Annotated in this window: 10 protein-coding genes and 1 pseudogene; all 11 read left to right on the top strand. The window is 37.8% G+C overall.

Features of this window, described 5'->3' with window-relative positions:
* The first annotated feature begins 1,036 nt into the window (after positions 1 to 1,036).
* Positions 1,037 to 1,819 (top strand): IclR family transcriptional regulator, encoded by a 783-nt coding sequence (locus tag ACFWE9_RS22510; protein ID WP_230159712.1) that lies wholly within the window; start codon positions 1,037 to 1,039, stop codon positions 1,817 to 1,819.
* A 141-nt stretch (positions 1,820 to 1,960) separates the two neighbouring features.
* Positions 1,961 to 3,175, top strand: coding sequence for a CaiB/BaiF CoA transferase family protein (locus ACFWE9_RS22505; RefSeq protein ID WP_377358899.1), 1,215 nt, complete (start codon positions 1,961 to 1,963; stop codon positions 3,173 to 3,175).
* A gap of 36 nt (positions 3,176 to 3,211) precedes the next feature.
* Positions 3,212 to 3,994 carry an enoyl-CoA hydratase/isomerase family protein gene (locus ACFWE9_RS22500; RefSeq protein ID WP_377358897.1) on the top strand — a complete coding sequence of 261 codons (783 nt, stop codon included), beginning with the start codon at positions 3,212 to 3,214 and terminating at the stop codon, positions 3,992 to 3,994.
* Between the two features lie 76 nt (positions 3,995 to 4,070).
* Positions 4,071 to 5,246 carry an acyl-CoA dehydrogenase family protein gene (locus tag ACFWE9_RS22495; protein WP_377358895.1) on the top strand — a complete coding sequence of 392 codons (1,176 nt, stop codon included), beginning with the start codon at positions 4,071 to 4,073 and terminating at the stop codon, positions 5,244 to 5,246.
* A gap of 15 nt (positions 5,247 to 5,261) precedes the next feature.
* Positions 5,262 to 6,119, top strand: coding sequence for a hydroxymethylglutaryl-CoA lyase (locus tag ACFWE9_RS22490; RefSeq protein WP_377358893.1), 858 nt, complete (start codon positions 5,262 to 5,264; stop codon positions 6,117 to 6,119).
* Positions 6,120 to 6,149: 30 nt separating this feature from the next.
* Positions 6,150 to 7,343, top strand: coding sequence for a thiolase family protein (locus tag ACFWE9_RS22485; protein ID WP_230159704.1), 1,194 nt, complete (start codon positions 6,150 to 6,152; stop codon positions 7,341 to 7,343).
* A gap of 74 nt (positions 7,344 to 7,417) precedes the next feature.
* Entirely contained in the window at positions 7,418 to 8,713 is a 1,296-nt protein-coding gene (locus ACFWE9_RS22480) for an acetyl-CoA hydrolase/transferase family protein (protein WP_377358891.1), read from the top strand.
* A 38-nt stretch (positions 8,714 to 8,751) separates the two neighbouring features.
* Positions 8,752 to 9,663, top strand: a complete 912-nt coding sequence (locus tag ACFWE9_RS22475; protein ID WP_377358889.1) for an SDR family NAD(P)-dependent oxidoreductase — start codon at positions 8,752 to 8,754, stop codon at positions 9,661 to 9,663.
* A gap of 196 nt (positions 9,664 to 9,859) precedes the next feature.
* Positions 9,860 to 11,032: an acyl-CoA dehydrogenase family protein gene (locus ACFWE9_RS22470; RefSeq protein ID WP_377358887.1), complete on the top strand. Its 1,173-nt coding sequence runs from the start codon at positions 9,860 to 9,862 to the stop codon at positions 11,030 to 11,032.
* A gap of 506 nt (positions 11,033 to 11,538) precedes the next feature.
* Positions 11,539 to 11,967, top strand: a complete 429-nt coding sequence (locus ACFWE9_RS22465; protein WP_230159696.1) for a VOC family protein — start codon at positions 11,539 to 11,541, stop codon at positions 11,965 to 11,967.
* A gap of 634 nt (positions 11,968 to 12,601) precedes the next feature.
* Positions 12,602 to 13,134, top strand: a pseudogene (locus ACFWE9_RS22460) (hypothetical protein); the annotation flags it as partial.

Here is a 13,134-nt window from a genome sequence, read left to right as displayed (position 1 = left end):
GGATAGGTGATGTTTCCTTTCGATATTACGGATGAAAAGCAAATTTAAAGCCATTTTTTCATTCAAACCTTATTTGAGGATTATATTTCTGGTATTTTTTTATTTTTTGGTGATTCTCTTTTTGATAATGCGAGCGATGTTTTATTTGTACGGATGGTTTTGGAATGTACATTAGCTAGAAAAGGGAAGAAAACGAATGGACAAAGAACCTCCAAGTATTGATGAAATGCCGTATTACCAATCATAAGATACGTGTGTATTACCATCATTTGTATTAGCCATATTATTAACATGATGAAAATTATAAAACGACTAATTATTGGATTTTTTAAACGGTTGTATTTATTGCTTAAGAGCCTCCCAATATTGTTTCAATTATTATTTGTTTACATATTTGTATTTCTGCTTATTGTTGCTGGCAGTTTTCTCTTAAAGAAATATGGCCTTTAACCTTCGTAACAAATTCACTTTAGGGCTAATAGGTTGTGGGATTGGGTGATATCTCATCCTTTTTGGGATTGGAGGCAGATGGTTACTTGTTCCAGTACTTATTTATCAATTTAAAATCCCCCCTCATATAGTAACAACAACTTCTATTTTTACACTATCCATTTATTCATTGGCGTTTATTAGCCATACTTGTTATTGATATAGGTTTAAAGCTAGAATATAGAGTCACTATAATTTAGCATATTAAGCAACTAAAAGAGTTATGAGCCACTTCAGATAGCCCAACTTTCCTTGACGATAAGCATTATGAAAAGGACCAGCTTCATATCCAAATAGCGCAGTTCATAGTAAATACTCTGGGTAGCTCCGCAATTGATTTCGTTGGCGTATTTGAGGACTTAGTTGTGGTATTGTTTTGATCCAAATCCAGTAAAGTCTATTACAATGATGTCCATACTAGTTAATGGTTCAATGAGAATTCAACTTTATAATTCTATAAAAATACATCTGAATTGTGTGAATGTTATATTATTTCATTGACAAAATATTTTTTCCTATATAAAATTAATCTTGAGAGGTGCACATGATGGAAAATCTAAAACCTAAAGAAAAACGGAAGTATTCAGTACCCGCAGTGGAAAATGCTTTTGAAATCCTTAAATTATTAAGTCGTAATCGTTTTCGCGAAAGCACGGTTACAGAAATCGCAAATGCTCTTTCGTTGAGTCCAGCAACTTGTTTTAGAATATTACAAAGTTTAGAAGGACTATCAATCGTTCGATATTTGGATGATAAAAAAAGGTATACGCTAGGTCCTTATTTAGTTGTCCTAGGTGAAAGAGCAAAAGAACATTTAGATTATATAAACATAATTATGCCGCATCTTGAAAATTTAACGAAAGAAACAGGGATGACCTCGATACTTGTTAATAAAATTGGTGAACAAAAGCTTGCGATTGTAGCAAAAGTGGAAGCAAATGATTTTGGAGTGAGTGTTTCAGTAGGCAGACATTTTTCAATTACGGATGGTTCATTTGGGATGTGTTTTCTTGCATATATAGATCAATCATCGAGAGAATATTTTTTAAAAAAAGAACAAGGTTTAAAAACATTTTCTGAAGAAGACATACACGTGATTGAACAAGAGATTGATCATATTAGGAAAAATGGCTACCACATTACATACGGAGAATACATAAAAGGTTTATGTGGAATTGCTGCACCAATTTTCAGTCATGAAAATAAGGTGGAAATGTCCATTGCAGTAATAGGGTTTTCGTCCCAGTACGAAAAAGAAGATCTGCATTCTATCGGTAGCTTAATTAAAGGGGCTGCGGATGAAATAAGTAAAAAAATTAAGGATTTTTAAAGTTTTATGAACGAATGGGAAGCATAAAAAGCTTCCTGTATTTTATCAGAAATGTAAGCGTATACAGACGAGTGTTCTGTCGAAGGTAATAAAGATTTTTCATATATATTATCATAAAAGGATATTGAAGGAGGGGAAAGCTTGGGTGCACTAAGTGGAATCAAGGTATTAGATTTATCAAGATTACTGCCGGGACCGTATTGTTCATTAATGATGGCTGATTACGGTGCAGAAGTGATAAAAATCGAAGAACCGGGTCGTGGTGACTATATTCGCTGGAGAAAACCAGCCATTAAAGGAATTGGAGCCAGACATTTAACGATAAACCGAAATAAAAAGAGCATTGAGTTGAATCTAAAGTCTGATGAAGGTATAGAAATATTTAAAAAAATGGCAGCAAACGCTGATGTCATTTTAGAAAGTTTCCGTCCAGGCGTAATGGACCGTTTGGGGATTGGATATGATGAAATCTCAAAGATCAATGAAGGCATTGTTTATTGTTCATTAACAGGGTATGGACAGACTGGACCATATCGTAATTTACCTGGACACGATATCAATTATATAGGTTATAGCGGAATTTTAGGTCTTATTGGTCAAAAAGATGGAAAACCGGTTGTCCCTGGCGTGCAAATTGCAGATATCGGCGGTGGTGCGTTAATGGCACTTTCCGGAATCAGTATGGCACTCCTACATAAAGAGCGGACAGGCGAAGGGCAATATGTTGATGTATCCATGTTAGATGGTGCGGTTTCATGGTTATATGCTGCAGCTTCAGACTACTTTGCCTCAGGTTCAGTCCCGGAAAGAGGAAAAACTCGCCTGTCCGGACAATATGCCTTTTATGACGTGTATGAAACGAAGGATAAAAAATACATTTCCGTTGGGGCTTCTGAAGAGAAATTTTGGAAAGAAATTTGTCTGCTTGTAGGGAAACCAGAGTGGATTGAACTCCAAAATGGATCAGATGATGTTCAGGAACAATTAAAGAAAGAAATGTCAGAGCTATTCAAGCAAAAGAATCAAAAAGAATGGCTTGAATTATTGCAAACAAAGGATACATGTGTAGGACCTGTCTATGATATAGATGAAATCTTCTCTGACCCTCAGATTATTGAACGTCAATTGTTTACAGATATGAACCACCCAGTTGCTGGAGTCATTAAGCAATTTGGTTTTCCGATTAAATTTTCTCAAACACCGGGAAAAATACATACACACTCACCAATGCTTGGAGAACATACAGAGGAAATTCTATCAGAATTAGAATACTCAACAAAAAGTATAGAGAACCTGAGAATGAAAGAAGTTATAGGGAAAAGACAATTAAATAAGACTGAATATTCAAAAAAATAGATAGACTTTTCACGTTTTAACTAGGAGGAGAACCATATGGCATTTGTTGAATGGAAACGCATTGGAGAAAAAGAAACTATTGCAGAAATTGTCTTGAATCGACCGGAAGCTAGAAATGCATTTACATCCGAAATGGCCGAACAAATTCTTGGGATATGTCAAACTATTGAAGAAAGTGATGTTAGGGTCGTTATGATTACATCCTCTAACGAAAAGTCATTTTGCTCAGGGGCTGACCTAAAAGAACGAAATAACATGACAGAAACAGAATGGAAAATCCAACACAAATTGTTTCAACAAATGTTTAATAGCATCGCTGATATGAAGCAACCAGTTATTGCGGTTGTGGATGGGTATGCATTAGCAGGCGGTTTTGAAATTGTGCTAAATTGCGACATGATTGTAGCGGCTGATACAGCAATATTTGGCCTTCCAGAAGTGACAAGAGGAATCATGCCAGGTGGTGGCGGAACAAGATTACTTTCCAAGAGAATCAATGTTCATCGAGCCAAAGAATGGGTGTGCACAGGTAAATTGGTCTCAGGTGAGGAAGCTGATCGAGTTGGACTTCTTAATATATTGACAAAATCCGGTGATCTACGAAAAAAAGCAATCCAATTAGCCGAGAAAGTAGCGAATAACGCCCCTCTTGCGGTCCAAAATTGTAAAGCATCCGTTGATGAACTATTCGGGATGACAAATGAAGAAGCGAGAAAAGTAGAAATAGATTATTACAATCGCTGTATAAACACAGATGATCGTTTGGAAGGAGTCCTTGCTTTTGTTGAAAAACGCACTCCTGTGTTTGTTGGAAAATAAATTAAAAGGCTACTTAGAACAACATAAACCTGCATTTGAACAATGAAAAGACGATTCATACTAGGAGGAATTACAAATGACTGGAACAAGTGTAAAGGAAAATATTAAATTTCACGAGGAATTAAGACAAAGTGCTCGTAGTGTTTGTAGTAAATACCCTGATTCTTATTGGAGAGAACTAGATGCTAAAGGAGCTTATCCTGAAGAATTTGTTAATGAGATTACAAGAAATGGATTTTTAGCAGCTCTTATCCCTGAAGAGTTTGGTGGCTCAGGCCTAGGAATCACAGAAGCTTCTATTATTTTGGAAGAAATTAATCGTTGTGGTGGAAATGCCGGAGCATGTCACGCCCAAATGTATACAATGGGGACACTCCTTCGTCATGGGAATGCGGAACAAAAAGCAAAATATTTACCAAAAATTGCAGATGGATCACTAAGGTTACAAGCATTTGGAGTCACTGAACCTACTACTGGAACAGATACGACCAAATTAAAAACTTTTGCAGAACGTAAAGGGGATAAATATATCATCAATGGGCAAAAAGTGTTCATTTCACGTACAGAGTATTCAGATTTAATGATTTTATTAGTCCGTACAACCCCACTCGAACAAGTTCAAAAGAAGACGCATGGCCTCTCGGTTTTACTGGTCGATCTTAGGGAAGCGGTAGGAAATGGCATCACGATTCGCCCTATACGTACAATGATGAACCATGCTACTACAGAGCTATTTATCGAAGATTTGGAAGTTCCTGTAGAAAACCTAATTGGGGAAGAGGGGAAAGGCTTTTCATACATTTTAGATGGAATGAATGCAGAACGAATCCTTATCGCAGCTGAATGTATCGGAGATGGCCGCTGGTTCATCGAGCGCGCAACCAATTATGCTAATGAAAGAGTAGTGTTCAATCGGCCTATCGGGCAAAATCAAGGAGTCCAATTTCCCATTGCAAGGGCTCACATTAATATTGAGGCAGCCGATCTAATGCGTTTCCAGGCAGCTCAATTATTCGATTCTGGTCAAAAGTGCGGAGCCGAAGCAAACATGTCCAAACTTTTAGCAGCAGACGCATCTTGGGAAGCCGCAAATGCAGCACTTCAAACACACGGCGGTTTTGGTTTTGCAGAGGAGTATGATGTAGAAAGAAAATTCCGGGAAACTAGACTATATCAAGTTGCACCAATTTCTACCAATTTAATCCTTTCCTACGTATCGGAACATGTTCTTGGGATGCCGAGATCGTATTAAGAGAGGTGGCAGAAAATGTTTTTTCCAAAGGAAATCGAAATTATTGAAGTAGGACCCCGAGATGGACTGCAAAATGAACCTGTTGCCATTCCTACAGAAAAGAAAAAAGAGTTGATCTCAAGGTTGACGAAAGCGGGGATTCTCCGGATGGAAACAACTTCTTTTGTACATCCGAAATGGGTACCACAGATGGCTGATTCTGAAGAAATTGCACATTTTTGTAAAGAACTTGGTATTATCCAAATTGCCCTAACACCAAACCTCAAAGCTTTGGAAAGAGCCATTGTAGCTGAAGTACCGCAAATTGCTGTATTTGTAGGAGCGAGTTCTGAATTTAATAAAAAAAATATTAATAAAACGACCTCCGAATCCTTAGATGAATGTGAGCCCATGTTTGCTCGGGCAAAAAAAGAAGGGATGTTCATTCGTGCCTATATCTCAATGGCTTTTTCGTGTCCATTTCAAGGTCCGGTATCATTTGAAGAAGTAAATGATGTTTGTGATCGCTTTATAAAACTCGGTGCCGATGAAATTGATATAGGAGATACGAATGGGCAAGCAGACCCCAAAATGGTTTACGAACGCTTTTCAAGATTGCGAGACTTATATCCTGACACCACCTTTGTTGGTCATTTTCATGATACCCGCAAAATGGCATTGGCGAATGCAGTTGCCGCCATGCAAACAGGTATAACCAAGTTTGATAGTTCCGTTGGTGGACTCGGAGGTTGCCCATATTCTCCAGGGGCTACAGGGAATGTTGCAACGGAAGAAATACTGGATATGGTCACGAGTATGGGGTGTCAGACCGGTGTTGATTTTAATGAATTAGTCAAAATAAGTCCCTATGCGAAAAGCCTTTCTACATGTTAATAAAGATAAGAATAGAATAGGAGAGCTAAAATGAGAAATGCAGTAATCATTGACTCCGTCCGAACAGCTGTTGGTCGTATGGGAGGAACTTTAAAGAACATAGAAGTGGATTATTTAGCCGCCAAAGTAATTGACGAAATTTTAGTTCGAACGGAAATAAATAAAAATGAAATTGATGAAGTAATTATAGGACAGGCAAAACAAAGTACTGATCAGCCAAACTTAGCTCGTCTAGCACTATTGCGTGCGGGGCTTCCGGTTGAAATTCCTGGATATACTGTTCATCGCCAATGTGGATCCGGTGTTCAGGCAATGAATAATGGCACCCAACAGATCATGTGTGGACTATCTGATATTGTCATTGCCGGTGGTGCTGAAAGTATGAGTACAGCGCCATATTACCTCCGAAACGCCCGCTACGGGTTTGGGGCTGGGAATGCAGAAATACTAGATTCAAATACTGAGAGTCAACCTCGTGCACAGCCTATCGAAACATATGGAAATTTGACAATGGGCATGACAGCCGAAAACTTAGCGGAGAAATATTCTATTTCCAGGACTGAACAGGACGAATTTGCCTTAAGAAGCCAAGAAAATGCTCAAAGGGCCATTTCAGAGGGACTTTTCACTGATCAAATTGTTCCTTATGAAGTGAAAACGAAAAAAGAGACGTTTGAATTTAAAGTCGATGAGCATCCAAGAGAAACAAGCATGGAAAAGCTATCTCAGTTAAAGCCAGTTTTTAAAGAGAACGGAACCGTTACAGCCGGCAATACTAGTGGTCGTAACGACGGGGCAGGCGTCATATTGTTGATGTCTGAAGAGGCAGCCGATCGCTACGGTAAAAAGCCAAAGGCGAAAATCATTGCTCAGGCAGTAGCTGGTGTGTCTCCGGAAATCATGGGAATTGGTCCTGCTCCATCAACTCGTAAAGCTTTGCAATTAGCTGGCTTAAAGCTAGATGACATTGGACTTATAGAATTGAACGAAGCCTTTGCAGCTCAATCACTTGCCGTCATAAAAGAACTTGGGCTTAATATGGATCGTGTTAACGTAAATGGAGGAGCCATTGCTTTGGGGCACCCAATTGGGGGAAGCGGTGGAGTATTGGTAACAAAATTGCTTCATGAAATGGAAAGGCGTGGAGAAAAATACGGATTGGTTACATTCTGCATTGGCGGTGGCTTAGGAATTACCTCGATAATTGAAAATTTACAAGTTTAATTACAATTACCGATTATTTCCGTATTTCTTGTACTAGATGGAGTGAATATAGAATTTGCGGAGGCGAATCAATCGTGGTCAATAAAACATGGGATGCTGTATATAGTACCCGTCAAGTAAGCGCTAAGCAGGCGATATCAACCATACACTCTTTTCAAAAAGTATTTCTAGCTCCTTTCTGTAATGAACCTCAAACACTTGTAGAGGAGTTAGTTCGACAGAAGGATCGTTTTAAGAATGTTTTCCTATATAACATGGTGATCGGGAGTCCGTGCGTCTACGCTGATACAGCTTGCCATCCACACTTTAAAATACGTACTTTTTTAAGTTCGCCCCTATTGAAAAAAGCATTTTTAAATGATGCATGTGAATATCTGCCTGTTAATCTTTCAGAAATACCTCGTTGGATTAAACAGGAAAAAATAGATGTGGCGCTAATCCAGGTCTCACCTCCAAACGATGCAGGATATTGTAATCTAGGTATATCTGTAGATTTTGTGCAAACATTGATAAAGGAAGCGACATATGTGATCGCTGAATTGAACAGCCAAATGCCATTAACCAATGGAGACACTTTACTGCATATATCAGAGATTGACCAATTTGTACTTTCCGATCGACCGTTACTTTCCATACCTTCTGGAGAACCGAGTGAAGAGGAAGTGGCTATTGGTAAATTCGTTGCAGAACTCATACCTGATTATTCAACCATTCAATTGGGGGTTGGCAAAATAGCAGATAGTATTCTTTTATCCCTTAAATCAAAAAAGGGTTTAGGGATTCATTCGGGGTCGATCACAGACCCGGTAAAGGAATTAATAGAATTGGGAGTCATCACCAATGAGAACAAAGAGATCAATCAGTACAAAACGGTATGTGCAACCATAACGGGTACAGAAGAATTATATGAATTTTGTCATCTTAATGAATCTATAGAAATATATCCCACAGATTATACACACAACGCAGCGATCATATCTAGAATAAGTAATTTTCATTCTGTCAATTCAGCACTGGAAGTAGATATATTCGGTCAAGTTAATGCTGAGCAAATTGGCGACTTCACCATGGCCGGAGTTGGAGGTCAAATGGATTTCATTCGCGGAGCAAGACTTTCAAAAGGAGGAAAGGCGATTATTGCTCTACCTTCCACAGTGAAGAAAGGAACACAGTCCCGAATAAAGACCAAGATTTCCTATGTAACTTCTTTAAAGTCAGAAATTGATTACGTTGTAACCGAGTTTGGAGTTGCCTCTTTGTTTGGAAAATCACTTAGAGAGAGGGCTAAAGCGTTAATCAAAATTGCTCACCCGAATTTTCGTGAACAATTACTTGCTGAATATGAAGAAAGTTTTCCCGTGAATGTATAGTTCATATATGGAAATTATTTTAGAAGGGTCGGATTAATATGAAGAAATTGGAAAATAAGGTCGCTATAGTCACAGGTTCTGGACGTGGAATCGGCCGGGATATCGCCTTATATTTAGCTAAAGAAGGAGCAAAGGTAGTTGTGAATGACCTTGGTGGCGGATCTGATGGCCAGGGTAACGATTCAAAAGTGGCAGACGAAGTGGTACAGGAAATAAGAGAGTTAGGTGGAGAAGCAGTAGCAAATTATGATTCAGTTGCCGAATATGAAAGCGCTAATAATATTGTGCAAACAGCATTAAATGAATTCAAACGCTTGGACATAGTGATTAATAATGCCGGTATTTTAAGAGATCGCATGCTATTCAAAATGAGTGAGGAAGAATGGGATTCCGTTATCGCAGTTCATCTAAAGGGTTCGTTTAATATGACAAGGTCTGCTGCTCCATACTTTAAAGAACAGAAGAGTGGCCGTTTTATCAACTTTACTTCCACATCAGGCTTAATAGGAAATTTAGGCCAAGCTAACTATGCAGCCGCAAAACTAGGAATTGCTGGACTTAACAAAATTACTGCTCTAGACATGGCCCGCTATAATGTAACGGCCAATGCGGTAGCGCCGTTCGCTTGGAGTCGTCTTATTGGCTCTATCCCAACAGACACAGAAAAGGAAAAGGAAAGAGTGAAAATGCTCCAGCAGTTGTCACCAGCCCATATTGCACCCTTAGTGGCTTTCCTAAGTTCAGATGAAGCAGCTGACGTATCAGGACAAATCTTCGGTGTTAGAGGAAAAGAAATTATGGTCTTTTCTCAACCTCGACCAGTTCGATCCGTCTATAATTCAGAAGGTTGGTCGATAGATAGCATCCAGTCTATTAAAGGATCTTTACAATCAGCCTTTACCCCACTTGAAGTAAGCGCTGATGTTTTCCCATATGAACCATTAGTTTAATGTGTAAGAATTTTCATAAATGGTGTAATTATCGATTAAAGTTGACCGCTCCATTAAAAAACATCTTTTCGTTAATGTTCGTACTTGTTGACTGGCTCCACCTATTCATGTTCCTCTAACTTGAATCCATATTGATGGTAAGTGTGCTATAAAAATAAAAAATTCTAAAGCTTGTAAAATTAAAGGAGTGTTTATAATGAACTTTACCCTTTCAGCTGAATTATTAGAAATGAAAAAATCAATTAGGGATTTTGTCGATAATACTGTGGATCCACTAGCAGATCAAATTGAAAAGGAAAATAAAATCCCAGAACATATTATGAAAATGAGCAAGGATATTGGTTTATTTGGTCTAAGTATTCCTGAGGAATATGGTGGTTTAGGGATAGATATGGTAGGGAAATGTGCGATTTACGAAGAAATTGGTCGTACGCATAACGGTTATACAACAGTAATCGGTGCGCATACAGGTATCGGCTCGGTCGGAATCGTTGAGATGGGTACAGAAGAACAAAAGAGAAAATATTTGCTGGAAATGGCAGCAGGAAACCTAATTGGAGCATTTGCTTTAACTGAACCTAGTGCTGGTTCAAATGCAGTGGCATTAAAGACTAATGCTGTCCGTAAAGGAGATAAATATATTATAAATGGCTCAAAACATTATATTACAAATGGCCCCATTGCCGACGTATTTACGGTCATGGCCGCTACGGATCCGACAAAGGGGGCAAAAGGAATCACTTCCTTTATCGTTGAAAAAGATTTTAAAGGATTGGTGATTGGCAAGACCGAAGAAAAAATGGGATTGCGCGGTTCCCACTCTTCTGAAATTTTCTTTGAAGATTGTGAAGTACCAGTCGAAAATGTACTTGGTGAAATAGGTTTGGGATATGTAAATGCACTAAAAATCCTGGCTAATGGTCGTGCTGGATTGGCAGCTCGGAACCTTGGATCTTGCCAAAAATTGTTCGAATTGTCGGTCAAGTATGCCCATGAACGCGTGCAGTTCGGAAAACCAATATTTGAACAGCAAATTATCCAGCATTATTTAGCGGATATGGCATTGGATATTGAAACATTACGCTCAATGACCTACCGAGTTGCTTGGATGGTCGATCAAAAAATGAATGTAATCAAAGAGGCAGCGATGGCAAAGCTTTTTGGATCTGAAGTTTATAATCGCATTGCCGACAAGGCTGTGCAAATCCATGGAGGACTAGGCTATATTAAAGATTATCCAATTGAAAGATATTACCGTGATGCCCGAATCGCAACAATCTATGAGGGAACATCTGAAATACAAAAAAATATTATTGCCGCCCAGATTCATAAGGAATATGTAAAGACCGCACAAACAGTTAATGTTTGACGTATTATTTTTTTGAAATGTAGGATTAAGACTAACGTTGTAAAGTGGTACAAGGGGTAAGGTTTCCCTTGTATTTTTTTATGGTGAATACGATCCGATTCACCCCGCAGTAAAGCTGAAGGGATTGGCCACATAGAGAAGACAGCTTCCAAGCAATAACCTCATCAAAAAAAAGGTCAAACATTAGAAAGCATTTTAGCACATTAGAGATCCATTAATTTCTAGATAAGTATACTAAAACCGGTAAGATTGATAAGATTTTACCGGTTTTGCTTTAAACAATGATAGAGAAAATCACTATTGGCATTGGATTTAATCGAAGAGAATTCCAACAAATGAGTCGGAAAAATTGTTAGTTTTCAATTAATTTTTATTGACGAACATACGTTCCTTAATGTAAAATGAAATCATGGGTAATAATGGTTATTATCACTGACAAGTTCAAAAAGTGGCTTGGAAGTTTCTCAAGCTATGTAAAAAAATAAGAACCAAGGAGCTGTTTAATTATGACAATGCGTTTATCTCCCTATTTAATGATGAATGGAAATGCGAAGGAAGCGATCCAATTTTACGAAAAAGCATTGGATGCGAAAGTCCTTTTTACTCAAACTTTTGGAGAAATGCCTGAAAACCCCGATTTTCCTTTACCAGAAGAAGCAAAGGACCTTGTGTCACATGCAATGTTAAAAGTTGGGGAAACTGACCTCATGTTTTCTGATATGTTTCCGGGTCAAACCAGTCAAATGGGTGATCAAGTTACGATTTGTATCTCAACTAATGATGTCGAAAAATCAAAACAAATTTTTGAATCCTTGTCGCAAGATGGACAAGTAAAAATGCCGCTGCAGGAAGCTTTTTTTAGCCCAGCTTATGGAATTGTTTCCGACAAATTCGGTGTTACCTTTCAAGTTTACACAGAGGGGCAACAAAACTAATAAGGCGATGCTTGTATAAAAGTATTTCCCGTGATCCCCGACGTAGGGCGCAATTGTTGAATGATTAAATCCCAATTTCTCATATATATCACAGAGAGATTGGGATTTTTAATACTGAAATCCTTAACATTGTAAATACGCGATGTAAGGATGTGATTCTTCAGTAAGTAGGATCGTCTTTTCTTATGCAGGTAAAGATCATCGGTTTTCCCTTTGAGTGGGCACGTTCTTAATCTGAAAAAAATGTTGGTATTTAACTTATAAAAGGATTAGAAAAAATAAAGAGGGGACTCAGTTTTCATAATGAAGATCGAGAATTCTCATGAAATATACAATTGGGTAGCTTGTGTAATCCACCATATTTTCTCCAATACAGTACAAAGCCTCCGATTTAGATGCCTTGTGAATTCCTTCAATCCAAAAAGAAATACGGGAAGGTAAGCCAATACTATTGCACGTCGATTATTCTAGCATTATTTTAAATTTTGATATGTTATCGTTATGCTTCTGTTATATTTGTCATCTATTATTTATCTATTTGTTCTTTGTATAGAAAATAGCTATGCTATTATTTAAAACATTAGCTTACATTACGGAATGGTAATAACCTATGAGAAAATCACGGAGGTACATTGTGAACACAGATCAAGCTTTCAATCTGTTAAAGGATGCGGGTGTTACGGAAAGTATCAGTATTCAAACTGTTAGACGTTTGCTGCGTGAAGGTAAGATTAAATACGAGGGTGGAAACGGGAATCGGATAACTGGATACATAATGGAAAATACAGATCAAGCCTTTGACTTGTTAAAAGACGCAGGAGTAACAGATAGTATTAGTATTCAAACTGTTAGACGTTGGCTGCGTGAAGGTAAGATTAAATACGAGGGAAACGGAAAGCGGAAGACTGGATACATAATCGATGACACAGCCTCAAAGCCGTCTATAAATCAAAATAAGGACGAAATCATCCAGCGATTAAAATTAAAAATACAAGCACAAGATAAGCATATAGAAGGAATTGAAGAACTTCATGAGAATGCAAAAAAAATACTGATCCAACAAAGAGATATGTTTAAAAAGGAAGTTGTAATTCTAAAGAATGAGAAAAGTGAATTACAAACTGAAACAAAGGATTTATTAAAAGAAAATATTGAATTACGTAATGA

Origin of the sequence: Peribacillus sp. NPDC060253, assembly GCF_042727425.1 — a bacterium.
Lineage (GTDB): Bacteria > Bacillota > Bacilli > Bacillales > DSM-1321 > Peribacillus.
The sequence above is the reverse complement of the archived record's forward strand: the minus strand, read 5'-3'. Positions and strand labels throughout refer to the sequence as shown.

Excerpts from the sequence above, each read along its gene's own strand:
- ACFWE9_RS22465 (WP_230159696.1), top strand. The coding sequence starts at position 11,539 with ATGACAATGCGTTTATCTCCCTATTTAATGATGAATGGAAATGCGAAG.
- ACFWE9_RS22470 (WP_377358887.1), top strand. The coding sequence starts at position 9,860 with ATGAACTTTACCCTTTCAGCTGAATTATTAGAAATGAAAAAATCAATT.
- ACFWE9_RS22500 (WP_377358897.1), top strand. The coding sequence starts at position 3,212 with ATGGCATTTGTTGAATGGAAACGCATTGGAGAAAAAGAAACTATTGCA.
- ACFWE9_RS22490 (WP_377358893.1), top strand. The coding sequence starts at position 5,262 with ATGTTTTTTCCAAAGGAAATCGAAATTATTGAAGTAGGACCCCGAGAT.
- ACFWE9_RS22475 (WP_377358889.1), top strand. The coding sequence starts at position 8,752 with ATGAAGAAATTGGAAAATAAGGTCGCTATAGTCACAGGTTCTGGACGT.
- ACFWE9_RS22495 (WP_377358895.1), top strand. The coding sequence starts at position 4,071 with ATGACTGGAACAAGTGTAAAGGAAAATATTAAATTTCACGAGGAATTA.
- ACFWE9_RS22510 (WP_230159712.1), top strand. The coding sequence starts at position 1,037 with ATGGAAAATCTAAAACCTAAAGAAAAACGGAAGTATTCAGTACCCGCA.
- ACFWE9_RS22485 (WP_230159704.1), top strand. The coding sequence starts at position 6,150 with ATGAGAAATGCAGTAATCATTGACTCCGTCCGAACAGCTGTTGGTCGT.